Annotated in this window: 22 protein-coding genes and 1 pseudogene; 17 read left to right on the forward strand and 6 right to left on the reverse strand. The window is 42.0% G+C overall.

Features of this window, described 5'->3' with window-relative positions:
- Positions 1-68: 68 nt before the first annotated feature.
- A complete protein-coding gene (locus NI389_RS20200; RefSeq protein WP_308363312.1) occupies positions 69-953 on the reverse strand; it encodes an alpha/beta fold hydrolase in 885 nt (294 codons plus the stop codon).
- Between the two features lie 79 nt (positions 954-1,032).
- On the opposite strand from NI389_RS20200, the gene NI389_RS20205 reads away from it, so the two are divergent.
- Complete coding sequence (locus NI389_RS20205) at positions 1,033-2,316, forward strand: alkaline phosphatase (RefSeq protein WP_308363313.1); 1,284 nt, start codon at positions 1,033-1,035, stop codon at positions 2,314-2,316.
- 73 nt (positions 2,317-2,389) lie between these two features.
- Here the strand turns inward: NI389_RS20205 and NI389_RS20210 are convergent, their stop codons facing one another.
- The 3 genes from NI389_RS20210 to NI389_RS20220 are packed head-to-tail and all read right to left on the reverse strand — an operon-like array spanning position 2,390 to position 5,249.
- Positions 2,390-2,683, reverse strand: coding sequence for a hypothetical protein (locus tag NI389_RS20210; RefSeq protein ID WP_308363315.1), 294 nt, complete (start codon positions 2,681-2,683; stop codon positions 2,390-2,392).
- Between the two features lie 51 nt (positions 2,684-2,734).
- On the reverse strand, positions 2,735-3,421 hold the full coding sequence (gene tsaB, locus NI389_RS20215; RefSeq protein ID WP_308363316.1) for a tRNA (adenosine(37)-N6)-threonylcarbamoyltransferase complex dimerization subunit type 1 TsaB: 687 nt from the start codon (positions 3,419-3,421) through the stop codon (positions 2,735-2,737).
- A 1-nt stretch (position 3,422) separates the two neighbouring features.
- On the reverse strand, positions 3,423-5,249 hold the full coding sequence (locus NI389_RS20220; RefSeq protein ID WP_308363317.1) for an ATP-dependent DNA helicase: 1,827 nt from the start codon (positions 5,247-5,249) through the stop codon (positions 3,423-3,425).
- A gap of 809 nt (positions 5,250-6,058) precedes the next feature.
- Here NI389_RS20220 and hisG point away from each other — a divergent pair.
- From hisG to efp, 10 genes are all read left to right on the forward strand, one after another.
- Positions 6,059-6,958: an ATP phosphoribosyltransferase gene (gene hisG, locus NI389_RS20225; RefSeq protein ID WP_308363318.1), complete on the forward strand. Its 900-nt coding sequence runs from the start codon at positions 6,059-6,061 to the stop codon at positions 6,956-6,958.
- Between the two features lie 4 nt (positions 6,959-6,962).
- Positions 6,963-8,258 carry a histidinol dehydrogenase gene (gene hisD, locus NI389_RS20230; protein ID WP_308363319.1) on the forward strand — a complete coding sequence of 432 codons (1,296 nt, stop codon included), beginning with the start codon at positions 6,963-6,965 and terminating at the stop codon, positions 8,256-8,258.
- On the forward strand, positions 8,255-9,319 hold the full coding sequence (gene hisC / locus NI389_RS20235) for a histidinol-phosphate transaminase (RefSeq protein ID WP_308363321.1): 1,065 nt from the start codon (positions 8,255-8,257) through the stop codon (positions 9,317-9,319). Before hisD ends, hisC begins: the two co-directional genes overlap by 4 nt.
- Positions 9,319-10,383 (forward strand): bifunctional histidinol-phosphatase/imidazoleglycerol-phosphate dehydratase HisB, encoded by a 1,065-nt coding sequence (gene hisB / locus NI389_RS20240; RefSeq protein WP_308363323.1) that lies wholly within the window; start codon positions 9,319-9,321, stop codon positions 10,381-10,383. Before hisC ends, hisB begins: the two co-directional genes overlap by 1 nt.
- Positions 10,380-10,973 carry an imidazole glycerol phosphate synthase subunit HisH gene (gene hisH, locus NI389_RS20245; protein WP_308363326.1) on the forward strand — a complete coding sequence of 198 codons (594 nt, stop codon included), beginning with the start codon at positions 10,380-10,382 and terminating at the stop codon, positions 10,971-10,973. Before hisB ends, hisH begins: the two co-directional genes overlap by 4 nt.
- 4 nt (positions 10,974-10,977) lie before the next feature.
- Complete coding sequence (locus tag NI389_RS20250; protein WP_308363328.1) at positions 10,978-11,712, forward strand: 1-(5-phosphoribosyl)-5-[(5-phosphoribosylamino)methylideneamino] imidazole-4-carboxamide isomerase; 735 nt, start codon at positions 10,978-10,980, stop codon at positions 11,710-11,712.
- Positions 11,694-12,473 carry an imidazole glycerol phosphate synthase subunit HisF gene (gene hisF / locus NI389_RS20255; protein ID WP_308363330.1) on the forward strand — a complete coding sequence of 260 codons (780 nt, stop codon included), beginning with the start codon at positions 11,694-11,696 and terminating at the stop codon, positions 12,471-12,473. The genes NI389_RS20250 and hisF overlap by 19 nt, the downstream gene beginning before the upstream one ends.
- Positions 12,464-13,075, forward strand: coding sequence for a bifunctional phosphoribosyl-AMP cyclohydrolase/phosphoribosyl-ATP diphosphatase HisIE (hisIE, locus tag NI389_RS20260; RefSeq protein ID WP_308363331.1), 612 nt, complete (start codon positions 12,464-12,466; stop codon positions 13,073-13,075). The genes hisF and hisIE overlap by 10 nt, the downstream gene beginning before the upstream one ends.
- Before the next feature lie 144 nt (positions 13,076-13,219).
- Positions 13,220-14,302, forward strand: a complete 1,083-nt coding sequence (gene earP / locus NI389_RS20265; RefSeq protein WP_308363332.1) for an elongation factor P maturation arginine rhamnosyltransferase EarP — start codon at positions 13,220-13,222, stop codon at positions 14,300-14,302.
- 31 nt (positions 14,303-14,333) lie between these two features.
- Positions 14,334-14,897 (forward strand): elongation factor P, encoded by a 564-nt coding sequence (gene efp / locus NI389_RS20270; protein WP_208844762.1) that lies wholly within the window; start codon positions 14,334-14,336, stop codon positions 14,895-14,897.
- An 896-nt stretch (positions 14,898-15,793) separates the two neighbouring features.
- On the opposite strand, the pseudogene NI389_RS20275 reads toward efp, so the two are convergent.
- Positions 15,794-16,680, reverse strand: a pseudogene (locus NI389_RS20275) (NAD-dependent epimerase/dehydratase family protein).
- 170 nt (positions 16,681-16,850) lie between these two features.
- Entirely contained in the window at positions 16,851-18,632 is a 1,782-nt protein-coding gene (locus tag NI389_RS20280; RefSeq protein ID WP_308363333.1) for a M61 family metallopeptidase, read from the reverse strand.
- A gap of 204 nt (positions 18,633-18,836) precedes the next feature.
- Between NI389_RS20280 and NI389_RS20285 the strand changes: the two genes are divergently transcribed.
- The 6 genes from NI389_RS20285 (at position 18,837) to NI389_RS20310 (ending at position 25,881) form a co-directional block, all read left to right on the forward strand.
- Positions 18,837-20,384, forward strand: coding sequence for a GGDEF domain-containing protein (locus tag NI389_RS20285; protein ID WP_372588648.1), 1,548 nt, complete (start codon positions 18,837-18,839; stop codon positions 20,382-20,384).
- 14 nt (positions 20,385-20,398) lie between these two features.
- Positions 20,399-21,742 (forward strand): nucleotide 5'-monophosphate nucleosidase PpnN, encoded by a 1,344-nt coding sequence (gene ppnN, locus NI389_RS20290; RefSeq protein WP_308363335.1) that lies wholly within the window; start codon positions 20,399-20,401, stop codon positions 21,740-21,742.
- The gene (xni, locus tag NI389_RS20295; RefSeq protein WP_308363336.1) at positions 21,735-22,529 is read left to right on the forward strand and encodes a flap endonuclease Xni; all 795 of its coding nucleotides are present in this window, start codon (positions 21,735-21,737) and stop codon (positions 22,527-22,529) included. The genes ppnN and xni overlap by 8 nt, the downstream gene beginning before the upstream one ends.
- Before the next feature lie 55 nt (positions 22,530-22,584).
- Positions 22,585-22,974, forward strand: a complete 390-nt coding sequence (locus NI389_RS20300; RefSeq protein WP_308363337.1) for a DUF3192 domain-containing protein — start codon at positions 22,585-22,587, stop codon at positions 22,972-22,974.
- Positions 22,974-24,662: a hypothetical protein gene (locus NI389_RS20305; protein ID WP_308363338.1), complete on the forward strand. Its 1,689-nt coding sequence runs from the start codon at positions 22,974-22,976 to the stop codon at positions 24,660-24,662. Before NI389_RS20300 ends, NI389_RS20305 begins: the two co-directional genes overlap by 1 nt.
- 211 nt (positions 24,663-24,873) lie before the next feature.
- Positions 24,874-25,881 (forward strand): isocitrate dehydrogenase, encoded by a 1,008-nt coding sequence (locus tag NI389_RS20310; protein ID WP_308363339.1) that lies wholly within the window; start codon positions 24,874-24,876, stop codon positions 25,879-25,881.
- The last annotated feature ends 288 nt before the right edge of the window (positions 25,882-26,169 follow it).

Below are 26,169 nucleotides of genomic sequence, written 5' to 3' on the forward strand. Positions count from 1 at the left end.
CTATCTAAGGCAGTTACACAATCGAGCATTTACTCTAATCGCGAGATATTCCCACATTTACGGCTAAGTTACAATTCACTTCGGTTATTTGCATTAATATGCGCCGAAATGTGCTTAAAAGTTAGGCTAGGTGATTCCATATGGCAATGATGTCCACCTTCTATAAACACAGTGTTAATTGTTTTGTAGCACGCCCTAAACACTTCTTCTTGTTGTTTCATGTCTTTAAGCCCCTTAGAACCAAACACAACAAGTGTTGGGGCTACTATACCACTTAATAAAGATAGGGCTTGTTGCTTAGAATAGCGAAATGGCGAGGCAATTTTTAACTTCGGATCAGAAGTTAGCGTCCATCCACCATCCGTCTCAGTAATAGATCGTTCCATTAAAATTCGGATTTGTGATTCACTCAAATCGCTCACTAATTTACGTGCTTGTATGATGTCTTCTTTTGACTTAAACCGTTTCGGCTTTCTTCTTTTTATCGTTTGGCGCTGTTCGATTGAACGGGTTAGTTGTGATTTAGCGGTATTTTCATTTGAAAAAAGGATCCCCATGCCATCGATTAAACTTAATGAAATGACTTTCTGAGGAAAACAACTCGCAACTACGTTTGCGACTAATGCGCCCATCGAGTGTCCGACAAAATGGCAACGCTCAATATTTCTGTTATCCAGAAAATTGACGATATCCGCGACATAGTCCACGAAGTAATATTGTGCATCGTGCGAACGCCAATCGGAAAGGCCGTGCCCAGGGAAATCTATCGCGATACAGCGTAGCTTGGAGTCAAATTGCTCACAACTTAATAAGGGGAAATAACTATTTAGATTGTCTAACCAACCGTGAAGGAACAAAATCGTTTCAGCACCTGCTTCAAGATTGCCCCACTCGATGCCTGCAATACCATCTTGTTTAAACGGAAAAATTTGTCGCTTTGTCTCTATTTTCATAATTATAAGTGTAAACTAAGAGCTCTTTATTTATCATCGCACAGTTTCATCTACACGGGATACTCTTTGGGATTTAATCATGAAAATTAAAACAACCTTATGTACAGCGCTTTTGCTGCCATTTGTAACAATCGCGGCACCGAAAAACATCATCTACATGATCGGTGACGGTATGGGCCCTGCTTACACGACCGCGTACCGTTATTACATGGACAACCCTGAAACGAAAGTGGTTGATCCTACTGTTTTTGATTCTATGCTAAAGGGTATGGCGCACACCTATCCAGATGATCATACTTACGTAACGGACAGTGCAGCAGGTGCTACTGCGCTTGCAACAGGCACGAAAAGCTACAACGGTGCAATTGCAGTTGATACGCAAAAACATGATTTAACAACAATGTTGGAAATTGCGAAACACTTGGGCAAAACAACAGCATTAGTAGCAACATCACAAATCAACCATGCAACACCTGCCAGTTTTGCAGCACATAACGAAAGTCGTCGTAATTATGATGAAATCGCGAATGACTACATCGACATCAAAATTGATGGAAAGTTGGCCGTTGACTTGATGTTGGGCGGTGGTACTAAGTATTTTATCCGCCAAGACCGCAACATTGTTAATGAGTTCAAAGAAGCGGGTTACGTCTATGCAGATGATTTTAATAAGCTAAACGACATTAACTCATTACCTGCATTAGGTTTATTTGCGGAAGTAGCGTTTCCTTCAGCGATAGATGCCAATCCAAATCGTCTTGAAAAAATGACGAGTAAAGCGCTTTCTCTACTCGACAAACAAAACGAGAAAGGCTTTTTCATTATGATTGAAGGCTCACAGATTGATTGGTGTGGACACGCTAACGACGTTGCTTGTGCGATGCATGAGATGCATGATTTTGCTAACGCCATCACCGTTGCTAAGCGCTATGTAGATAATAACCCAGATACGCTACTCGTTATTACAGCCGATCATTCGACTGGGGGCTTAACACTCGGCGCAAACGGTGAATATAAATGGCTTACGGATGTTGTACGTGGCGTAAAAGGCTCAGCGGTAACTATCACTGAAGCGTTATTAAAAACAGATGATATTGCGAAAACTTGGACGACGTATTCAGACATTTCACTGAGCAAAGAAGACTTATCAGCTCTTGAAGCCGCTAAAAAAGAAAGCGACAAAGCGCTAAACAAAGCTATCAAGAATGTCATTAATACCGCTAGTTTTACTGGCTGGACTACAGGCGGTCATACCGCTGTTGACGTTCAAGTGTTTGCTCACGGCAATTCAGCGATGGACTTTGTTGGTTCGCAAAACAACACAGCTATCGCAGATAAGTTGATCGGGTATATTAAACAGTAAAAAACGTTGGGCGGCGCAATTGCGTCGCCACATTCTTGTTACTCTTCTTTTCTTTGTTTCGGCGCTTTACATATCACGCGTAAACGCTGACGCCTATTAGCTGTTTAATCTCGTTTCTTCTATCTTCATTGGCGATAGATTTATATGCAGAGATAGCGACACCATTTTTGAAACTGGGTTGGTCATAGATAGCCTGCTTTTCACCATCAAAACCACCTTTATCGAGCATCGCAATGGCTTTTTCATTTGAACGGACATAACTATCTAATTGAGAAGTCTGAGAATCAGGTGACGCAACTTTCCTGTCCACTTTAGGCAGTGGTTTCAACTGATAGGTGTGTTGACCAGAAACGACTGAAAGTTGCATCTAAATTCTCATGAAAATAAAACGCTTAAGCGCCTTATATTAGTATAAATATTATTCTCGACCTGGCAACTTTTTCCAAGTAACCGTGTCACGCACATAATGCGGTTGTGCGTCAGCCGGGGCTACCGCTAGACCTTGCTCAAATGCGGCTATCCCGATTGGCAACATAAAGCGCGCGTCTGGATACAATATCGTTTTAGAAATAGAGACATTTTTGTCATCTAAGACATTTGGATAAGTCTGCCAAGCAGTACCGACTGCTAGCGAATTTTGTTGCAGGGTGTTCATCAGCTCAGGACGTATCACACTTTCGTCATACGCTTCGATGGCGATTCCATTTTTGTCCTTACGATATTCACAAAAATAAATTTCATCCATTCTGGCATCAATACCAGCAATAACCTCTGTTACCTTGTTTTGCTCGATAGCTTGCTGAGCCATAGCTTGTAACGTCGACACGCCCACTAACGTTAAGTTCGACGCAAACGCTAAACCTTGCGCAATCGAAACACCAATTCGAACACCAGTAAAACTCCCTGGGCCTCGACCAAAAACAATACCGTCGAGGTCCTTAAGTGAGCAACCTGCTTCTTTTAGAAGGCTATCTACAGTCGGTAGAATTTTCTGGCTATGTTGTTGAGGGCAAATTTCAAAAAATGAAAAGACATTGCCGTTGAACTGTAAAGCGACCGAAAGCGCCTCTGTCGATGCATCGAGTGCAAGTAGGTTCATACTCATATTAATTGATGTTCTCTAGAAATTTAATTGCAGCCGTAATGTCCCGTGTTCGAGTCATGTTTGGCAGACTTTTTAAGAATACTTGACCGTAAGGTCTTGTTACCAACCTATTATCGCACAAGATAAGGACGCCTGTATCATTTCTGTCTCGGATAAGTCGACCAACCCCCTGCTTTAGAGCAATCACTGCCTGTGGTATTTGGATAGAAGCAAATGGATCTTTACCCTGCTTTTCACAATCTTGCATTCTAGCTTGAAGTAACGGGTCATCTGGCGAAGTAAAAGGAATTTTATCGATAATGACACAACTCAGCGCATCACCACGAACGTCTACGCCCTCCCAAAAAGAGGCTGTACCGAGTAACACCGCGTTTCCATGACGAACAAATTGTTCGAGAATAATACGCTTTGATGATTGACCTTGCATGAAAACGGGGTAAGGAATGCGCTCGCTTAAGCCTTCATATACCAAATGCATCATTCGATAGCTCGTGAACAACATAAAGCAACGCCCTTTCGATGCAGCTATGACTTCCTTTGCCATTTTTACAATAGCATGGGGCATAAGATCATCATTAATTTCAGGCAAATAGCGCGGTAGACAGAGAAGCGCTTGTGTTTTGTAATCAAACGGGCTTTCAAGCAAAAGTTGATATTTCGGTTTGAGGCCTAAACTATCCGAAAAATGGTTCAATTCGCCATTCACAGATAACGTTGCTGACGTGAATATAAATCCCGCTTGGGTTTTTTCGACTAATTCAGCAAACTTAGTCGCGACATTCAGGGGCGTAATATGAATTTGAACCGCTCTACGCCCAACTTCATACCAATAGCTGTAGCCCGTTTCGTTAATATCAAATACACGCTCTAGCTTACCTTTTAAGGAAAGTGTACGTTCAAACAACGGTTCGATTTTATCACTACGGTCTAAACAGGTTTTAAGCACTTGATACAAGAAGGCTAAATCAGAAATTACACGGTGAATCGCATCACAAATGTACTTTTCTTTCAGTACATTGCGCCAGTCTCCTTTCGCACCTTCAAGTGGGAACACAAGACGAAAATCTGCTACCGCCGTTTCTAATTTATTGAGTGTTTTTCCCAGTTGAAGCATGTCAGGAATATCAGCTCGATAAACGACGCGAATATCAGTAATAAGTTCTTGTAATTGCTTAGTACTAAACGATTCGCCGAAATAGTCACACGCAATTTCAGGTAGCTGGTGAGCTTCATCAAAAATATAACTATCCGCTGTTGGCATAAGCTCTGCAAAACCACTGTCTTTCACGGCCATATCCGCAAAAAAGAGATGGTGGTTAATGACGACAAGGTCTGCGTCCATCGCACGTAAACGAGCTTTTCGAATATAGCATTCTTGGAAATCCGGACACTCTTTACCTAAACAGTTATCTGCGGTGGAATTAACGTATGGCAAAACTTTCGCGTCTTCCTCAATGCCGACACAGTCTGCTAAATCCCCGTTGTTGGTCTCGGTTGCAAATTTTGCCACCATGGCAAGTTGGTGCATAACATCTGGGTCATCAGTTGGTACGTGACTTACATGTTGACTGAGGCGATATAAACACAAATAGTTGGCTCGACCTTTGAGCAATGCAACTTTTCGTCCTACATTGAGCGCTTTAACAAGCTCTGGTAAATCACGATGGAACAACTGTTCTTGTAATGCTTTAGAACCTGTTGAAATAATGATTTTTTTGTTGCTTTTGAGCGCAGGAGCCAAGTAAGCGAAGGTTTTCCCCGTGCCTGTCTCTGCTTCCACGACACACGTTGCACGTTCAGCAATGGCACTCTCAACATGAACGGCCATATCAATTTGAGGTTGTCGTGGTTGGTAACCTTGAAAATGACGAGCAATAGGCCCGTTGTCCGAGAATAACTGCTTGATGGGGGCAAACCTAGAATTACGTGAATTGCACAAATTGTATAGAGTGCGAAATACACATTCAAGGTGAAAGTGCGTTCTCTTTAAAGTAACATCCTGTAATTATTGACCTTAAAAAACGCACTAAACCCATACATCAAGATGATCATTTTCATCTTCTTCTTTCGCATTCTCACGATGAAGTTCTGATTCTTTTTCTTGCTTTTTTAACTCAGATAGCATCTTTTCGCGTCTTTTTTTATAGCTTCGACCCGATTCCCAACGACACCCGCAATACTAAATGCTTGTTGGTGATGAACATCTAATCGAACTATTTTTCCCATATAGGGAATAAATGCATCCATACTTTCCTCCAAAAATGCCGCTCATTTCCAAACATAGGCATTAAACAGTAACATGAGGTAGGCACATTAAAAACTAATACCTATTTAGTATATTATCGGCAGTTATAATTTATTCTTAAATTACTAAAAATTTCACTTGCCAAAGTTAAACTTGGTATGTTTATCTATAAAGGTATTCAACGAACAACCAAAACAAAACAAGGTTCGAAAAAATGTTAAATATCCTGACAACTGTTTTCCATCATCGCCATCACACATCGGAATAACCCGTCAGGTATTTCGCTGGTAGGTTATTCCTAAAAAGGGACCTCCGGCGACACAAGCACTCTGAATTACTTTCGCCCCGAGGTCCACCTTGGGGTTTTTAGTTTTAGACTATAGGAAAGTAAAATGAGCTCTACAAATCGACTTAGAATAGCAATTCAAAAATCAGGCCGTCTTTCAAAGGATTGCCAATCACTCCTTAAGCAATTGGGCGTAAAGCTGAATCTTCGCGAAGAACGTTTAATTGCACACTCAACAAACATGCCTATCGACGTTCTTCGTGTACGGGACGACGATATACCCGGTCTTGTTATGGATGGTGTTTGTGATCTTGGTATTGTTGGCGAAAACGTACTCGTTGAAGCGCAAGCGGAGCGTTTGAAAGGTGGGCAACCTGCAGACGTTGAGAAACTAAGCTCACTCGATTTCGGTTATTGTCGATTAGCACTCGCATGGCCACAAGAATTAGGTCCTCAGTCAAAGTCTTGGTTTCAGAATAAGCGTATTGCAACAACCTACCCTCAAATCTTAAAAAACTACCTAAAAGCGGAAAACATCAACGCACAAGTAGTTGTACTGACGGGTTCGGTAGAAGTTGCTCCACGTGCAGGCCTCGCGGATGCAATTTGCGATTTGGTTTCAACTGGTGCAACGCTTGAGGCAAATGGCCTGATGCAAGGTGATACCATCCTCGAATCAAACGCTTGTCTTATTAAGAATCCGACGATGAGTTGCCCCGATAAAGCGGCACTTATCAATAAACTATTGCCGCGTTTGAAAGGCGTTCGCCAAGCTAAAGAAAGCAAATACATTATGTTACACGCACCAAAAGCAAAGTTGGACGAAATCTGCGCTTTGTTACCTGGAACTGGACAACCAACATTACTGGCACTTGCCGGCAGCGATGAGCTTGTTGCGCTTCACATGGTCAGCAGTGAAACGCTCTTTTGGGAAACCATGGAAGAGTTAAAAGCGTTGGGTGCGAGCTCGATCTTGGTTATGCCAATCGAAAAAATGATGGAGTAAATGCATGATCGTTTGGAATGAGGTTAGCGAATCGATGCAAAAATCAGCCCTTTGCCGTCCTGCGATTGCAGTAAGCGAGAAAGTGATGGCCATTACTACATCGATTATAGAGTCTGTAAAAGATCAAGGCGACGAGGCTCTCCTGGAAATGGCGAAGAACTTTGATAATCGTAAATCGCCAAGACTATTGGTTTCACAATCTGAAATCGAGCAAAGTGCGTCAACGCTGAGTACAGAGTTAAAAGAGGCTATCGAGCGAGCTTATCAAAATATCAGGACATTTCACGAATGTCAGAAACCGAAAGATATCAACGTACAGACGCAGCCAGGTGTTGACTGCATGTTGAAATTTCAAGCGATTGAATCTGTTGGTCTTTATGTCCCAGGCGGCAGCGCACCTTTGCCAAGCTCCGTATTAATGCAAGGTGTGTGCGCGCAACTAGCGGGCGTAAAAACAATAGTCTTGGCCACTCCAGTAAAAGGCGATGACTCAATTCATCCAGCAATTCTTTATGCGGCGAAACTCTGCGGCATTAGTACCATTGTTGAAGCTGGTGGAGCCGGTGCAATCGCGGCAATGGCGCTTGGTACAAAGACTATCCCAAAGGTTAATAAAGTTTTTGGCCCAGGCAATAGCTACGTAACAATGGCAAAACAGTTACTTTCACAACAATTGCCAGGTTTTGCGATTGATATGCCAGCGGGTCCTTCAGAGGTGTTGGTGATAGCGGATGATGGTGCGAATCCAGCCTTTATTGCCGCAGATTTGTTGTCACAAGCAGAGCATGGAGAAGATTCTCAGGTCATTTTGCTTTGCACCTCAAAATCGGTGATCCAAGAGACAAAAGTAGAAATTGAACAACAACTTAAAACGCTCTCTAGGGCTAACATCGCGAGAGCCGCGCTTGAGAACAGCTGTTTTATCTTAACCGAATCACTCGAGCAAGCGTTTTCAATAAGCGCAGAATATGGTCCAGAACACGTAATACTGCAAATACGGTGCGCGGACGAGTATCTAGACCAAGTTAAGAATGCAGGTTCGGTGTTCGTTGGAGACTTTACACCTGAATCAGCTGGTGATTATGCCTCTGGTACAAATCACGTATTACCAACCTATGGCTACAGTAAAGTGTATTCGAGCCTCAACTTATTAGACTTTTATCGCACTTACACGGTTCAACAAATTACTCAAAATGGGTTGCAAAAATTAAGCCGTGCAATTTTGCCTCTAGCTGAGGCTGAAGGGCTGGATGCTCATGCAAACGCCGTCACTATTCGCCTTGGAGTACAACAGTCATGACTGCTATTTCGTTACCAGAAAACATTGAAAATTTAAAAGCGTATAGCTCAGCCAAAAGCGAGAAGATAGTTGGTTCTACATGGTTGAATGCCAATGAAAGCCCTTATGCGCAGTCTTTTACATTGACTTTTGATGATTTAAATCGCTACCCAGATCCGCAGCCTTTAGCGGTTATTAACGCCTATGCAGCTTACGCAGGACTCGCATGCGACCAAGTACTCATGACGCGTGGCGCCGATGAAGGGATTGAGTTGTTGGTTCGTACTTTTTGCGAGCCCAAACGAGACAGCATCACGATTTTTACGCCGACCTACGGCATGTATAAAGTGACTGCAGATACGCACAACATTGCTATCAATGAATTGTCTCAATCCGATTTACAATCGTTATCTGCTCCTGAAATCGCTGCTCGATCTGCACAAAGCAAGCTTGTTTTTATCTGCAACCCTAACAATCCAACCGGCGGAACGATTCTACCAGCCAAAATTGCTGAAATAGCCACCGCACTCGCCGATACGGCAATTGTTGTTGTCGATGAAGCATATATTGAATTTTCGGATGCGTTAACTTCGTGCCAACTCATCAATGATTTCAGTAACCTAGTTATATTGCGGACACTCTCTAAAGCCTTTGCGATGGCAGGGCTTCGTACTGGGTTTACACTTGCTCAAGCAAAAACCTTAGCACCGATTCGAAAAGTAATTGCGCCTTATCCAGTGTCGACGGTTGTCGCCTCACTAGCAGCGAGAGTCTTATCGCCAGATTCAATCACGCAAATGAAACGACAAGTGACCATCCTAAACAGTGCCAAAGCTAAACTAGTTGGATGGTTAAACAACTCAAACGCGATTTTAACTGTACTTGAAGGTCATGGAAATTTTGTCACGCTAAAACTCGCTGATGTCACGGCATATGAAGCTGCAAAGACGGCAGGATTGATCATGAGGCCTTTCACACTCTATGGTGAATCCGATTGGTTGCGCATTTCAATCGGCAGTGAAAGTGAATTAGATAACGTCAAATTGTGGCTTGATAGCATCGCAGCAAAAGGAACAAAGTAATGGGCTCACCTTATCTTTTTATCGACCGTGACGGCACCTTAATTGAAGAGCCAATTGTAGATAAACAAGTCGACAAACTTGAAAAACTGGCATTATTACCAAATGTCATCCCTGCCCTGCTAGCTTTACAAACAGCAGGTTACCGTTTGGTCATGGTATCAAATCAAGATGGGCTTGGAACAGCCAGTTTTCCAAAAGACACGTTTGACGCCCCTCACAATATGATGATGCAAATTTTTGAGAGTCAAGGTATCCAGTTTGATGAAGTATTAATATGTCCCCACTTTAGCGAAGATAATTGTAACTGTAGAAAACCGAAAACCGCATTGCTCACTGACCTAATGCGGTCTGGTAAAGTCGACCTAGCTCGTTCTTATGTTATCGGTGACAGACAAACGGACATTCAATTGGCTGAAAACTTATGTATTGAGGGAATTCTCTATACTGAAAATAGTTGGCCCGCAATAGTTACTCAGTTGACGACATTAAACAGAGAAAGTTTAATCACACGTAACACTAAAGAAACTCAAATCGCTGTCAAAGTAAACCTCGACCGCACGAAATCAGGCTCCGTTGAAACAGGTCTTGGCTTTTTCGATCATATGCTTGATCAGATAAGAACACACGCGAACATTTTATTGGACGTAAAGGCATCCGGTGACTTGCACATTGACGAACACCACCTTGTGGAAGATGTTGGTATCGCACTTGGTAAAGCACTCAAAGAAGCATTAGGTACGAAAGCGCAAATTGCACGCTATGGCTTTTCTCTGCCAATGGATGAATGCAAAGCCGAGTGCCAATTGGATTTGTCTGGTCGGGCTTCCTTTGTTTTGAATGCTAATTTCTCACGAGAAAAAGCGGGAGATTTAGACGTGCAAATGGTCGAACATTTCTTTAAATCATTAGCAGACAATGCCGAAATATCGTTGATATTGTCAGTGTCCGAAGGCAACTGCCACCACCAAGTAGAAGGTTTGTTCAAGGCATTTTCACGCGCCTTGAGAATGGCGATAGCGGCGGATAAATCTCAGCAGACAGCAAGCTCCAAGGGGTGTTTATGATAGCCATAATCAACACGGGCTGTGCCAACATAAATTCTGTACGATTTGCTTTTAACCGTCTTGGAGTAAATCCTGATGTAATTTCAAGTCCTGAAGAATTAGACCTCTATGACCGCGCCATACTTCCTGGCGTTGGACACGCCCAAGTTGCAATGAAACGTTTAATAGAAACAGGTTGGAATGAAGCAATAAAAGAGTACCAAAAACCCTTACTCGGCATTTGTCTTGGCATGCAATTACTTTGTGAGTCTACTGAAGAAGGCAATGTAACTTGTTTAGGGATCATTCCAGGTCAAATCAAGCTATTGGATACAAAAGGTCTTACTACCCCCCACATGGGCTGGAATAATTTAGCGCAAATACAAAACCATGCGCTGATGAAAAATGTTGAACCGCAAAACCAAGTTTACTTCGTACATAGCTTTGCTCACGAATGCAATGCAGCGACTATTGCTCAAGGTGAATATGGCAGTGCCTTTTCTGCAATTGTGGCGAAAGATAATTTTGCGGGAATGCAATTTCACCCTGAGCGAAGTGCAAAAGTTGGAACACAGCTACTCAATAACTTTTTATCTTGGAACGGACAATAAAACGATGATTATCCCTGCTTTAGATGTATTACAAAATAAAATCGTACGCCTATATCAAGGTAAATACGACACCGCCCAGTTTTATCCTTTTGAATTGTCAGCGAGGCTTTTGCAGTATCAGCAAGAAGGAGCAAAAAAATTACATTTAGTCGACCTCGAAGGCGCTAGAGACCCTGAACAAAAACAATGGCAGCATATTCAAAATGCAACGCAAGCGCTTGATGTACCTTTTCAAGTCGGTGGCGGTATTCGTCGCTATGAAGATGTAAAAGAGTGGCTAAAAGCAGGCGCAAGTCAGGTTGTGATTGGGTCCATGGCTGTTGATAAAAGAGATGAAGTGGCAAGTTGGATTGAACAATTCGGCGCAGAACGTTTTGTTATCGCACTAGATGTCAATCTTTCTAATGATAAATGGGTTCCCGCGACGCATGGCTGGCTTGCGGACTCGGAGCACGACTTATTTGAACTCGTCGATTTTTACGTCAGTCTTGGCGTCGTTGATTTTCTGTGCACCGACATCAGTAAAGACGGAACGATGAGCGGACCTTCATTCGAACTCTATCAGGCGCTTGTCAGTCACAATCCAGGTCTAAAAGTGCAAGCTTCTGGCGGCGTTAGTTCAATTGAAGACATTCAAAAGCTAATCAAAATTGGCGTTGGTGGTATTATCTTAGGTAAATCGCTGTTAGATGGGGCTTTTACAGTTAGGGAGGCCGTTGCATGCTATCAAAACGCATAATTCCATGTTTGGATGTAAAAGACGGTCAAGTTGTTAAAGGGGTTAAGTTTAAAGGTCACGAAATCGTCGGTGACATTCTCACTTTAGCCAAGGCCTATTCAGATGCAGGTGCAGACGAACTCGTGTTTTATGAAATTAGCGCCAGTGTCGAAAAACGATTGCTAGACGTCAATTGGGTTACTGAAATTGCCAAACACATCGATATTCCATTTTGTGTCGCTGGAGGTATCAAGTCAGTTGCAGACGCTGCAAAAGTGCTAGAACAAGGTGCTGATAAAATATCAATCAATAGCCCAGCTATCGCACGACCAGAACTGATTAAAGAATTACACGATGAGTTTGGTAAACAGTGTGTGGTTGTGGGTATCGACAGTTTTTTTGACGTGCAATCAGGAACCTATCAAGTTTATCAATTAACTGGCGATCCGAACGCGTCAAGTCGTACTCGCTACCTGACACAAGACTGGGTAAAACGTGTTCAGGACTTAGGCGCCGGCGAGATTGTGCTTAATTGCATGAATCAAGATGGTGTACGTAATGGTTACGATATAGAACAACTTTCTATAATTAGACAACAATGCCATATTCCCCTTATTGCATCTGGTGGAGCCGGCAAAATAACCGATTTTATTGACGTATTTAAACAAGCTAATGTTGATGGTGCATTAGCCGCGAGCGTTTTTCACAAAAATATAATAGACATTCAAGAGTTAAAGGCGGCTCTAGATGCAAATGATGTGGCAGCAAGATTATGCAGATAACACAACAAACAATTAATGAAGTCAATTTTCAAAAAAGTGAGTTGATCCCGGCTATCGTCCAAAACAATGTGAACGGCGTTATATTAATGCAAGGATTTATGGACAGAGCGGCTCTGGAGATGACACTTCAAAAAGGCTTAGTGACCTTTTTTTCTCGGAGCAAAAACCGATTATGGACGAAAGGAGAAACATCAGACAACTTTGTAGAAGTAGTTTCCGTACATACGGATTGTGACAAAGATTCGATACTGGTCCTTGCAAAACCAAAGGGGCCAACCTGTCATTTAGGCACACAAAGTTGCTTTGGCGAGGCTGCGCCATTGCTTTCGTTTATCGGTCAATTGCAAACGATCATAAATGAACGCAAAGAAAGCGATCCAACGAGCAGCTACACAGCGTCTCTTTTTTCTAAAGATATAAGCCGTTCCTGTCAAAAAGTCGGAGAGGAAGGCGTCGAAGTAGCCTTAGCTGCGATGAAAAATGACAAAGATGAATTGCTAAATGAATCGGCGGACTTACTCTATCACCTAAGTGTGCTTTTAATCCGCTCAGGATGTTCACTAGAAGAAGTTGCGCTCGTATTGAAAGAGCGCCACAAATAATACGAACTTAAAGTGAAGGTGAGCTTGGATTACTTGCCTTCATCTCCCGGCAAATCGAACCCATAAGTTATCTTCAATGCTCGTAGATTGGAGCCACCTCCTTTCCTTGATACAATTCGTTGATTAATCTTGTTGGACCGATTTATGAAGTACACTTGGGATATATTCTGTGATGTCATCGATAATTTTGGCGACATTGGCGTAACTTGGCGTTTGGCTAAGGAAATAGCGGCTCGCGAACTAGGGGCTGTTCGCCTTTGGGTAAATGACTTTAGTAGTTTCGGCGCAATGCTTCCAGAATTGGATAACGTCACCAGTTACCAAACACAAGGCGTTTCAATTGAGTATTGGCCAAACAAATTTCCTCCTAATGTTGTCCCTGCAACGTACGTCATAGAAGCATTCGCGTGTGACTTGCCAAGCTCTTACGTTGAAAGTATGCCACGAGAAACTAAAATTTGGCTAAACCTTGAATACTTAAGCGCTGAATCGTGGGTCGAATCCTGTCATGGTATGAGTTCTGGCGCCAATACAGTCCCAAAATACTTTTTCTTTCCCGGCTTTACACCGAAAACCGGTGGTGTAATCGTTGAGAAAAACTACCAGTCCAGATTGAGCGCGTTTGAGCCATCAACTTATTGGCAACGTCAGGGGATTCCAACACCGAGTTCTAATGAATTGCGCTTGAGCGTGTTTACCTATGAAACACAAAGTTGGCATGCGACGCTTGAGGCTCTATCTAAGGTTTCGCGTCCCGTTAGTTTAATTGTCCCAACGGGTCGTTCCTTAAACAGTTTGCTGCCTCTTTTTACAAAAGAAACTTCTTGTTATAAATACAAAAATATACGTTTGTACACCGTACCTTTCTCGACTCAAGAACACTATGACGAGCTTCTATGGAGCTGTGATATAAACTTTGTACGTGGTGAAGATTCATTTGTGCGCGCTCAACTTGCTGGTAAGCCTTTCGTATGGCACATCTACAAACAGGATGAAGATGCACATCTCGACAAATTAACTGCATTTTTGGACTTAGCTCAGGTTCCATCATGCGTAAAGTCATTTCATGTGGCGTTTAATCGAGATGATCTTCAGCTTGATACCGCATCTTGTCTGTTCGAACAAATCCCGAATTGGCTTCAATGGAGCCAAGATTGGCAAGAAAAAAGAATTAATTGTGAAGATTTAGTCACACAACTAGTGAAATTTTTAAATAGCAAAGTATAATTCGCGACATTCAACGTTGAGGAATACTTAGATGAAAACAGCACAAGAACTTCGTGCAGGTAACGTTATTAGCTTTAATAACGAGCCAATGATCGTATTGAAAACTGAATTTAACAAATCTGGCCGTAACGCTGCGGTTGTTAAAATGAAGTTGAAAGGTCTATTAAATAACAGTGGTACTGAGACAGTTCTTAAAGCGGATGAGAAAGTAGACACTATCATTCTTGATCGTAAAGAATGTACATACTCTTATTTTGCTGATCCTATGTACGTATTTATGGATGAAGAATACAACCAATACGACGTAGAAAAAGAGAACCTAGGCGATGCAGTTATGTACATCGTTGACGGTATGGAAGATAAATGTGAAGTAACTTTCTACAACGAAAAAGCAATCTCTGTTGAGCTGCCTACAATTGTTGTTCGTAAAGTTGAGTACGCAGAACCAGCAGCACGTGGTGACACGTCAGGTAAAGTTACTAAACCAGCTCGTCTTAACACAGGCTACGAGATGCATGTACCTGCATTCGTTGAAATCGGTGATTCAATCGAAATCGACACTCGTACAAACGAGTTCCGTAAGCGCGTACTTTAATCCTGCGAGATTATACGCTGTTACGATTAGCGTTGCTGACTCTTATAAACACCTCGCATAAGCGAATGGTTATATAGTGGCAGTAGCGCTACGTTTAAATTAGGCTAGAATCATCGGCCTAATTTCCCTGACTTGTGTAAATTTGTCTTTTAGCTACTACACCAGGATCTTCCTTCAAAAAACGTGACTTTTGAGTCTTTTTTATCCTCCCCACTTTTGAAAACAACATCTTTACCTACGTAGTTAATCATTTAATTTGTTCCAATGGACGCGCACGCGACAAAACCAATTTCAAAGATGTTTGGGAATGGATTTACATCATCGAACTTTGTGTTCAAATTCTTTGCCTTTTAACGCATCCCCGTCGCTCCAAACCATAGAACTTTCCAGTATTCTAATGTTTTTCTGAGCAGACGTTTTCAGCACTATATTCGCCACGGGTGTTTGCGTAGCTATTCCTCCGCTAGAACAAACGCCCGTTGCAGTTGGAGCGCCAAAAACGGGATTTAAGATTGAGTCGATGACGACCGCTATCGTTGAGAATATTTTAAGTCTTGAACGCCAAGACGAAATGCATACACGCCCTACGTTCAATGTAATTTGCTTAGCTGATATGAGGGATAAAGTGGCCGCCTTTGTAGTCCTGCCACAAAATCCTCCAAGGAATACCAACTGGACACCGATGGGTAAATGGGTACATGTGGCTAAAAAGCGTTTGAAAACTACTTCTTTTATAAAGTAAAGCACGGGACGAATGAGCCCATCTATGAAAATACCTTCTTGGTGCTGTCGGTATTGAACAGGTTAAGAAAGAAGAAAGCTAATTCGAATTTGTAAATCGGTGGAAAGGTCTATCTAGTCAGTCATCAAGTTAGCCTGTTTTGGTTGCCTACTATCTAGTCGATATGATTGATAGAAGGCGGCAGAACTTCTGGTATTTCGTTGTCCCACATTTCTATGACACTTTCGAAACCATGCCTAGGGATCCAGCCTAATTCTCGTTGCGCTAATGTTGAATCGTACACTCGGTCAAGACTTGTCGGTAGTGGCCACCCTCGTTGCTGGAATACATTAGCAAGTTTAGGTGCCTTATCTTCAATTGTCGTCGCGGCGTGGTTTAGTAAATTACAGCTGTCTGCCTGAACAAATGGCGTTTTACCCGAGATTATATACCGCCGAAAGCCGGCCAAACGTTTGTCTATTGCCTGTCTATGTGCACTAGCAACATCCCTAACATCTATACCCCGTGTCATGCGATATACTGCCATTTCGTCTGCAGGTTCAGGGAAACAGCGCGACATTTGCAATACCGTTACCGGTAGATTAAAAACATCTGATATCTTTTGGAGTTTCGTCTCCGCCAAAATCTTACTTCTGTGATAAATTGTTTTTGGTTGCGGCGTAACCTGTTCGTTAATCCAACCCGCGTGACTCAGTGGGGTAGATGCGTATCCATACAAGGCCGTTGTACTTGTAAAAACAAAATGCTTAACACGGTATTTGACCCCTTGAAGAGCCAATTGCTCTGTTGCCTCAACATTAATTCGATTAAATTCGTCGTCACACACTAAACCAACATGGGGCGCGTGTAGTGCTGCTGTATGAACGATAACGTCAATGCCTTCTAATGCCCCCCTATAAGTTCTATATTTTGAACATCCCCAACAATGTCCGTCGTAGAACATGGCACTCGATCGATACCAATGACATTGTGCGAATTCATTAGATTAATGTAGATCGCACGTCCAACTCTGCCTGCTGAACCTGTGATAAGTATTTTCATAGCAACATCCTAGGTTTTTGATACCTTGCAATGGCATTGCGTCATCTGAACTAGAATTAAGTAGGCTTATTAAAACGAGTTTCAAAAAGATGGGACTTAAACTGCAGAAACCTATTCAGCCTTCTTGTTCGATGTAAAAAACAAAAAGGCTGATGGCACTCTGTCATTTATTACTTTACGCTCGGATGATTGATACCCATCCACGCTTTGAATAGCATCGCTTGGCGTTCTGTTGGATGTTCAACCGCTGTAATTACTTTTTCTTTGTCGAAATCTTCTGAAAGCGTCAGTGTGGTCGTCATTAATTCATCACGACGGATAAAGTCGACTACCACTTTATCGCCTGGTTTAAACACTTCCAACGACGCTTTTAAGCTTTCACGCACGTGTTTTTTATTAAATGCGACAATTTTGTCCTCGCTGGTCAGCCCCGCTTGCCACGCTAAACTATTTCTTGCAACGTGAGTCAGCGTTAATAGTTGGCCCTCTAATTTTGCACTACCATCCAATCCAGCTATCGACTTGGCATCCTCTGGGTAGTCGTAAACCAAGCCGACTTTATTAAACAATCCATCAAAATCTAATATAGCGGGCTTATCCACATTTTGTTGCCACCAAAGCGAGTAATCGTTGCCACTGACTTGTTTCAAAATGTCTTTAACATTGCCCGAATTAAAACTTTTCGGCAATTTAAATTGATTGTAGAGCGCTTTATGGACATCTCGATAGCTCACTTTACCATCACTATCGTCTAGCAATTTAATATCGAGCGCCATCGAAACAAGCGAACCTTCAGAATAAATATTTGTCGTAAAGTTTTTGCCGTGATCGCCACCTTGATTGATCCATTTATCAAGACTGGTTGCCGCAACAGACTGCACTTCCCTACCCGGCGTTTTAAGATGACGATTAACGGATTTAGTCAGACCTTTCAAAAATTCTTTACTTGTTGAAATTCCGGCATTTAGAAGTAAATAGTCTTCAAAATAACTGGTTGAACCTTCCGAAATCCAGAGTAAGTCAGAATAATTAGGATTTACGTAATCGTAAGGTACCAATCCATCTGGACGGTAATTTTTAACGTTCCATGTATGAATGAATTCATGTGCTGCAGTTGAAATAAAGCCTAAATAATCTTCACGCTTAGCAAATTTGTATCGGGGACGTTGGATGATTGTGGAATTTAAATGCTCAGTCGCACCACCTGCCCCACTTGTTGCGTGCACCATGAAAACATAACGTTCAAACGGGTATTCATCCCAAATCAAATTGCCTGTTTTTACGAGCTTTTTAAGGTCGTCCAGCATGAGCGATTCGTCATAATTACCTTCGCCCCAAATCACTAGTTCATACTTTTTACCATCAACATCGAATTTGTGTAACTTATTAATGCCTGTTTCAATTGGTGAGTCGATTAAGATGTCGTAATTATCGGCAACAAACTTATGATTGTTCGGGGATTCCATGCCTGACACCGAACGCCATGTTTTGGGTACGTTTAACTGAACAGAGACGGGTTCCTGCCTAAAAGACTCACTAAACATGAAAAAGCCCGAAGCATCGATAAATGCATGACTGTCGTCGATGTGACGTGCTCGGAAGCCTAATTCATTGCCATAGACTTGGTAGGACAGTTTAATCTCCGTTGGCTCATCCAAATAAACGCGCCATGTATTTTTGTCAATTTTGGACCAAGAAAGCTCTGCACCTTTTTTGTTCTTCGCACTAAAGAAACGTACGCCATTTGCAAGGTCTAAAACTTCATAACGACCTGTGCGCCAATCAGGTAAGTGAACGTCAACATGCGCCATGTTGGCTTTTGGTAGTGCAACGATAACATCGGCTAAATGATGAGTTGGATTAGTAATTGAAAGCGAGTAGTTCACATCCGCGAAAGAGAGCGAGCTAAAAGCCGTAGCTATTGCAAGTGCTGAATATTTAATCGATTTCATGGTTTTTGCTTAGATTGTTTTTTTCTAACATACCAAAAATTCTATACGCTTTTGTATTTTTTCGCCCAACCACGGCATTTTTAGGACTATTCGCTGGCTAAAAACTTTGTTTCCTATCAAAGCGCCTTTAATTTTTGCTACCTCGATGCGCAATTTGTTGTAAACTTGACCGTAGTCCAGAGAAACATGTAGTGGTTAATGTTGGTGTCGAACACGCAAGCAAACTTAGAAAAAAAGTTAACTCAAGCAATTCAAGCGCGAAAATCCTTAGAAGAAGCACGAAAAGCACAAGTTGAAACATTAACCCAATTCGCTATGCGTCTGTCGGTCGGTTGTAAAGGACTAGACGTTTCTTTAGATAACCAATTGGCTAAATTCCGAAGCGCCTTAACAAAAGGTGTCGACTTTGAACATCTAATGCCAATGATTGATCAAATTTCTGGTTTGTTGAAACAACAAGAAGCGTCCTTCGTCACCTCAGAACGAGATCTCGTCAATAGTATCCTTAGTGCGGGCAAACAACTGCAAAAAACCAAAGGCCTTCCTGACGATTCGCGCCGAAATTTACGCCACCTGTTGGACCACGAAATCGGTAACGTAAAAGCGCTACGCGACTTCATCCCATTAATGGAAAAATTGGTCGACCTATATCATCAAGCTCTACAAGCCAAATTGAAGGCTGCCGGCTCAGATGGTTCATCGAGTGATACTGAGCAGTATGCTGAGCTCGCACGTGATTTATTGGCTTTGTCAAATGAACTGATGTTTGATGAAGACGTTTCCGACGAAGTCAAAGCCGTAAAAAATGGCATTGCGCTGACTGACTCTGCGGATAAATTACTCGACGCATCTGTTGCAATTATTCGCATTGTCGTTAAGAGCATTGCGCGTGAACGACAAACGGCACAAGGCTTTTTGATTTCGTTAAATCAAACACTTGAAGAATTAAATCAGTCGATTGTTCAAACAAGTGAGCAATCTAAAAGTGTCAATTCAGCGCTACAAACACTGAATTCTCAAATAGAATCAAAAATTAAAAATCTCTCTAACGCCACTCAGTCAGCAACCTCAATCGTCGAGTTAAAGGCGTTAGTTGATGGTGAACTCAAATCGCTAAGCAAAGATTTGGTTGAACGCGAACGATTGGAGCAACTAGAGAAGTCGGCTCTGATCGCAAGTTTCGAATTTATCAACGAACGCGTTAATCAGCTGGAATCTAAAGTCAATAATTACAAGAAAAGATTGACTGAACAACGATTTAGAAGCCTGTTAGACGGATTGACCAAATTGCCTAACCGCGCAGCATTTGACGACAAGTACAATCAAGAATTTCATAACTACTCAACGACTAAATCTGATGTCACTTTGGTCGTTATAGATGTCGACCATTTTAAGTCGATAAATGACAAATATGGCCACAGCGCGGGCGATAAAACTTTACAAGTCATTGCAAGAGCACTAAAAATGTCTATAAGGAAGTCGGATTTTATTGCTCGATATGGTGGTGAGGAGTTTGTACTATTAATGCCAGGTATGCCGTTGGAAGAGGCAAATGGCCCGTTAGAAAAGATTCGTAAGACCATAAAGAGTATCCCGTTTAAGTTTAAGGACAAAGAAGTAGAAATTACCATTTCACTGGGTGCGACTCAGTTGAAAGAAGGAGATACCCCTTTGACTGCGTTCGATAGAGCCGATGATGCGCTTTATGAAGCGAAAAACAGTGGTCGTGATAGGGTTTGTCTCCGCCAATAAAAAGGAGAGTGTCTATGCATGTTCAGCTAAATCCAACCGGAGTATTGAATTTACTTTCTCAGTTGGAAGTGGATTTATTACAGCAATCTTCAACCAGTGAGCGTTATAGACTATTCAGAAATTGTGCTCTCGCCGTGTTAAATGTCGGGAGCCATACCGACTCGAGTTCTGAAATTTATAATAAATATCAAGATTTTGATATTAAACTCATCACCCGCGAGCGCGGCCTAAAAATCGAATTAACAAACCCACCAGAAACAGCCTTCGTGGATGGAAGTATTATTACAGGTATCCACGAGCATATTTTCTCTGTGATTCGAGATATGCTTTTCATTTGCCAAAAATACGCGCAAGACATTAACGAAGCAAAAGAGATTACACACATGGTCTTTGACATGTTGCGAAATGCCAATGCGCTGCGTGTCAACACAGACCCGAACATGATCGTATGTTGGGGCGGTCATTCCATCAACGAGATTGAATACAAATACACGAAAGAAGTTGGCTATCAGCTTGGATTACGCGGTCTAAATATTTGTACAGGGTGTGGGCCTGGTGCAATGAAAGGTCCGATGAAAGGTGCAACCATTGGCCACGCTAAGCAACGTATCACGGACAATCGCTATCTAGGTTTAACTGAACCCAGTATTATTGCGGCTGAGCCACCGAACCCTATTGTTAATGAGCTTGTGATACTTCCTGATATTGAAAAACGGCTCGAGGCTTTTATACGAGTTGCGCATGGCATTATTATTTTCCCAGGTGGTGCAGGTACGGCAGAAGAATTGCTTTATTTGCTTGGCATTATGTTGCACCCTGAAAATGCGAAACAAAAGCTTCCCGTTATTCTTACGGGGCCTAAAGAATCAAAAGCGTACTTCGAAGAACTCGCTAAGTTTATTGAAAAGACGCTTGGCAAAGAAGCTTTAAGCAAATTTGAGATCATTGTCGATGACCCTGTTCAAGTGGCTCAAAAACTGAAAGAAGCCATGCCAAAAGTAAGAGAATATCGCAAGAACGAAGGTGATGCATATTACTTCAACTGGACGCTTAAAATTGAGCACGAATTCCAAATGCCATTCGCTCCAACCCATGAAAATATGGCCAATCTCGATCTCCATTTAGAGCAAGAGAAACAACAGTTAGCGGCCAATCTTCGACGCGCTTTTTCTGGCATTGTAGCCGGCAATGTGAAGGATGAGGGACTTAGAGCAATCAAGCAATTTGGTCCTTACGAATTGCATGGCGATAAAACCTTAATGGTCGAAATGGACAAGTTACTTCAAGCATTTGTTGAACAAGGACGAATGAAGTTACCTGGCAGCAAATATATTCCTTGTTATAAAATCAATGCATAAACCAAATATCCTGATCATCGATGCGCTTAATTTAATTAGGCGCATCTACGCTGTAGAAGAAAAACACACTCAAGATCCCAAAGCGCTTATCATTGCGTGCAAAGCTCGCGTTCACAATGCGTGTGCAAGGCTCTTAAAGTTAAAACGCTTTCAATATGCAATCGCCATATTTGACGGTAGAAATAGCTGGCGCTATCAGTACTATCCAAAGTATAAATTCAGTAGAGCGCCCATGCCTGAGATACTAAAGGCAAATTTACAAGACGTGGCTTCAGGTTTTGAGCTTGCCGGGATCGCTGTTTATTACCCAGAAAACGACGAAGCGGATGACGTGATTGCAACGCTTTCAAATAAAGTTACACGGGTAAATCTTGAAAGTACGATTGTGTCTACCGATAAAGGTTTTCTCCCATTACTTACGCAAACAGTGTCTATTTATGACTATTTTCAGCAATGTTTTATAGAAGAAGCGTACGTAGAAAAGAAATTTTCACTGAATACTCAGCAACTGATTGATTTTTTTGCCCTCGTTGGAGACAAAACAAACGACATTCCAGGTGTAAAAGGTATTGGAAAACAAACCGCTTTAGCCTTGTTAGCTCAGCATGGTTCTGTCGACAGTGCTGTCAACGATGAGACACTAGACAGCAAAGTAGCGCAAAAACTACAAAAGGGAATTGATGAGTTTATTCTGAGTAAAGCACTTTTAACACTAAGAACAGATATAGATCTTGGTATAAGCTTGAGGGATTTGCGAATTTCGACTTCGTTAGTCGCAGAGTCCTGATGAAAAATGATTTGTTTGGTATAGTAAATGCAAGAATTTTTGGCTTGTACTAATTATGATTAAAAAGATACTCCAATACGTTTTTCTTGGACTAGCTGTGTATGCGGGCATCGTCATGTTAGTGATCAATTTTTATAAAGACGACCCGAGCGCGATGATTTGGCAAGACCGTGAAGCATTCAATAAACGTTTTATTGAAAAACTGTCTGTCGACAGTGACATCGTACTTGATGAAGTATTAGAAACACTTGGTAGCCCTGATTTAACTTACGTTAAAAAAAGCGAAGATAATGTCATGCAGATCGTTTTTTATCGAACGCAGTTAGTGAAACCTGACGGTATTACAACACAAGACGAATGCACAGGATTACTGTTTGAGAATGGCAAGCTCACGTTATGGGGCCCAAGCGCAATGATTGCCTATCAAAAAGGCTTTGATCATTAATGGGCGCCTATCCAAACGCTATTTTCTTACAAAAGCTCATCGAGCGAACGCACCAACTTCTACGCCTATACTATAATAAAAATCAATGGCACCACATAACGCCCCTACTGGCCCAATTAAGTGACGCTTATATACAGCTCTACTCACAAAATCCTGTCGCACTTCAAGCTCAACTCCAGATTTACATCAAATCTCATGGTTATACGACCAACATGGTCGTAAACGAGGTAGTTCTTGTCCTCGCTGTGTGTACACACTTCGGTTATTCAGAGAAAGTGACTGCGGAATTAGTTTCAGCCTGTTTAGCAAACTATTTATGCGTTACCAATGAAAACAACGCAATGGCAAGAAGTGAGCCCGTTTCATCTCAAACAAAAAAACAATGGCAATTTAGGCATCATCTCGTCGTAAAGTTATTTGAACGAAACGGCAGCGCTACGAATGAAATCACGCATATCTTAATGCGCCTAACGAAATATCAAAAAGCCCTTAACTACCCTGACCTAATTAACCTGTATGATTTTAAAACACTCATCGTTGCGGTTGCTGATTTGATTGCAAGGCGCATTACGCCAAAAAGTTCGAACGAAAAAACCACTCCCCTAAGAGACACATTAAAGGATCTTTACTTAAGCGCCGCAAGTGAGAAAGTGCGTACAGTATTAAAAGCTCTGGTTGCAGAGCTTGAATACCCTTTTCCAGGCCAACTCACTCGCTTTAAGGGTTACAATGCGTTTTGTTTAAAGCATGCAAAAACGCATACCGAACTTTGCGTCGTGAACGACAAGAAGCAGCTCCAAACTATAACCACAGAGCAGCATTTAAACTTTAGACAATCTAGTATTCCGCTTGCAGATCCTACGATTATCTTTGGTATTTGGTTCGCACGAAAGCAAGTAGAAGAAATCCGTTCCGAAGAAGCAGAAAAACCAAGCGTTATTGAGACTGCTGTAGAACTAGGCCATCATGATTTTGTGAGTTATCAACAAATAGAAAAAGCACTTTCGTACCATCCTAATCTTGTCGAACGGCTTTTGACAGCCGCACGTCAATACAACAAACAACAACAAAAAGCTGGTGGGCTAAGGCACAGTTTAACAATGGTGGGGCTCGATAATGCCGCACTTATGTGTCAACGCGTACTGCTCGAACAAAGCCTAGAAGACTACGCACATCCATTGATGGCTGAAGTGTTAAGTCGCTATGCCATCACCTTAAAAGCAGTTCAAGCCTACACTGCGTTACAAACTACCTATCATTTTGAAGCAATTGCCGGCCCGTTTACCGCATATGTTTACTACTTGTTATGCACCTATCAGGATATTAAGTGGCAAATACCAGATGTAGAATTCGATCAAAAAACCACACCGCTCAGTTATGCCTATATTTTTGGCATTAGCTCGGTGGATAACAAAACCGTGTGCGAGTCAATACAAGCACATTTTTCTTTTAGCGGCGCGCATAAAGCCTTTATTTCGTCAGAACTTTCATCAAAAGAACAGCTAATCGGTTTATCCAAAGCGATGGTATTCATTAAGCTCGCCGTATACCGACTTTTAAAACCCGAGGTCCCTTTCTCTGCTTGGCAAAAAGCATTGATCCAAGAACAGCTAGTTGATCTTTCGGTGACGGATTTTAAACATTTTGTTGAAAAAATCATTGAACAAGCGCCGTATAACCCAATCTAATTGCTCATCATTTCTTCAATAGATTGTACTAATAACTAACATAAATAGCATTTATGTCTATTAAGCATTCCAAACTGGAATAAGCATGAATAAATTGCTATAAAACGCGCTTAATTTTTCAAGCGAATCCCAAGCCTACAAACCAGATGCTACACTGATACTTTTATCGTCAGCAGTAGTCGTAGGCGCATTATTGATATAGGAACTAGATATGGCAAAGCAAACCATTACGGTGATCCGTGGCGACGGTATCGGCCCAAGCATCATTGACTCAGCGATTGAAATCTTAAACGCAGCAGGTTGTGACTTTGAATATGAATTCGTTGATGCTGGCTTAGCAGCGCTAGAAAAAACGGGCGAGCTTCTTCCAAAGGAAACTTTAGAAGCAATTGAGCGTAACAAGATCACGTTAAAAGGTCCACTTACAACACCTGTTGGCGAAGGTTTTACGTCAATCAACGTAACACTGCGTAAACAATTCAACCTATACGCAAACGTGCGCCCAGTGAAATCCTTTGAAGGCACAAAAGCGCGCTACAACGACATCGACATCATTACCGTTCGCGAAAACACGCAAGGTATGTACTCAGGACTTGGCCAAGTGGTCTCTGCTGATGGTTCTGAAGCTGAAGCTATGTCAAAGATCACTCGTGACGGCGCTGAGAAGATCGTTACTTTTGCTTATGAACTAGCACGTCGCGAAGGTCGTAAGAAAGTTACAGCGGTGCATAAAGCAAATATTCTTAAGTCAACATCTGGTTTATTTTTGAAAGTTGCACGCGAAGTCGCAGAACGTTACCCAGACATCGAATCAGCTGAAATGATTGTTGATGCAACCTGCATGAAACTAGTCATGACGCCTGAAGAATTCGACGTCATCGTAACAACTAACCTATTCGGCGACATTCTATCTGACCTTTGTGCAGGTCTTGTAGGTGGTTTAGGTATGGCTCCTGGCGCTAACATTGGTGAGGGCGCTGCGATTTTTGAAGCTGTACACGGTAGTGCACCTGACATTGCAGGAAAAAATCTTGCAAACCCTACGTCAGTAATCCTTGCTTCTATCCAAATGCTTGATTACCTTGGCATGCCAGAAACTGCAGAGAAGATTCGTGCAGCCGTTGCAGATGTAATTAAATCAGGCGACCGCACAACACGTGACCTTGGTGGTACGCATGGTACAACCGATTTCACTCAAGCGGTAATTGAACGCCTTTAATTTACCGTTTTAGTTGAAAAAAGCCAACGCAATGCGTTGGCTTTTTATTTTTTGAATAATTTTTCCTTTAAGCAATTCTTCTCCAAGTTCTTTGCATTATTCCTCCCAATAGCCTGCTTTCAAAAAAAATATATGCAACTTATCTATAACAGGGTTGACATAGAAATCTAAAAAGCATACAAATAGTTCATTACTGAAACAGATTACATTGTCGCCAAAATGAAAAACGTATTCGCTATCGTCAACGTCCTAGTACTGGTCTTAGTCTTAAGTCCAGCGGGGTCGTAT

Origin of the sequence: Pseudoalteromonas xiamenensis (assembly GCF_030994125.1) — a bacterium.
GTDB classification, from domain to species: Bacteria; Pseudomonadota; Gammaproteobacteria; order Enterobacterales; family Alteromonadaceae; genus Pseudoalteromonas; species Pseudoalteromonas xiamenensis_B.

Excerpts from the sequence above, each read along its gene's own strand:
- hisG (WP_308363318.1), top strand. The coding sequence starts at position 6,059 with ATGAGCTCTACAAATCGACTTAGAATAGCAATTCAAAAATCAGGCCGT.
- NI389_RS20310 (WP_308363339.1), top strand. The coding sequence starts at position 24,874 with ATGGCAAAGCAAACCATTACGGTGATCCGTGGCGACGGTATCGGCCCA.
- efp (WP_208844762.1), top strand. The coding sequence starts at position 14,334 with ATGAAAACAGCACAAGAACTTCGTGCAGGTAACGTTATTAGCTTTAAT.
- NI389_RS20220 (WP_308363317.1), bottom strand. The coding sequence starts at position 5,249 with ATGGCCGTTCATGTTGAGAGTGCCATTGCTGAACGTGCAACGTGTGTC.
- hisIE (WP_308363331.1), top strand. The coding sequence starts at position 12,464 with ATGCAGATAACACAACAAACAATTAATGAAGTCAATTTTCAAAAAAGT.
- ppnN (WP_308363335.1), top strand. The coding sequence starts at position 20,399 with ATGCATGTTCAGCTAAATCCAACCGGAGTATTGAATTTACTTTCTCAG.
- NI389_RS20300 (WP_308363337.1), top strand. The coding sequence starts at position 22,585 with ATGATTAAAAAGATACTCCAATACGTTTTTCTTGGACTAGCTGTGTAT.
- NI389_RS20205 (WP_308363313.1), top strand. The coding sequence starts at position 1,033 with ATGAAAATTAAAACAACCTTATGTACAGCGCTTTTGCTGCCATTTGTA.
- NI389_RS20250 (WP_308363328.1), top strand. The coding sequence starts at position 10,978 with ATGATTATCCCTGCTTTAGATGTATTACAAAATAAAATCGTACGCCTA.
- NI389_RS20200 (WP_308363312.1), bottom strand. The coding sequence starts at position 953 with ATGAAAATAGAGACAAAGCGACAAATTTTTCCGTTTAAACAAGATGGT.
- hisC (WP_308363321.1), top strand. The coding sequence starts at position 8,255 with ATGACTGCTATTTCGTTACCAGAAAACATTGAAAATTTAAAAGCGTAT.
- hisD (WP_308363319.1), top strand. The coding sequence starts at position 6,963 with ATGATCGTTTGGAATGAGGTTAGCGAATCGATGCAAAAATCAGCCCTT.
- earP (WP_308363332.1), top strand. The coding sequence starts at position 13,220 with ATGAAGTACACTTGGGATATATTCTGTGATGTCATCGATAATTTTGGC.
- hisH (WP_308363326.1), top strand. The coding sequence starts at position 10,380 with ATGATAGCCATAATCAACACGGGCTGTGCCAACATAAATTCTGTACGA.
- NI389_RS20280 (WP_308363333.1), bottom strand. The coding sequence starts at position 18,632 with ATGAAATCGATTAAATATTCAGCACTTGCAATAGCTACGGCTTTTAGC.
- NI389_RS20305 (WP_308363338.1), top strand. The coding sequence starts at position 22,974 with ATGGGCGCCTATCCAAACGCTATTTTCTTACAAAAGCTCATCGAGCGA.
- NI389_RS20210 (WP_308363315.1), bottom strand. The coding sequence starts at position 2,683 with ATGCAACTTTCAGTCGTTTCTGGTCAACACACCTATCAGTTGAAACCA.
- hisF (WP_308363330.1), top strand. The coding sequence starts at position 11,694 with ATGCTATCAAAACGCATAATTCCATGTTTGGATGTAAAAGACGGTCAA.
- tsaB (WP_308363316.1), bottom strand. The coding sequence starts at position 3,421 with ATGAGTATGAACCTACTTGCACTCGATGCATCGACAGAGGCGCTTTCG.
- hisB (WP_308363323.1), top strand. The coding sequence starts at position 9,319 with ATGGGCTCACCTTATCTTTTTATCGACCGTGACGGCACCTTAATTGAA.
- xni (WP_308363336.1), top strand. The coding sequence starts at position 21,735 with ATGCATAAACCAAATATCCTGATCATCGATGCGCTTAATTTAATTAGG.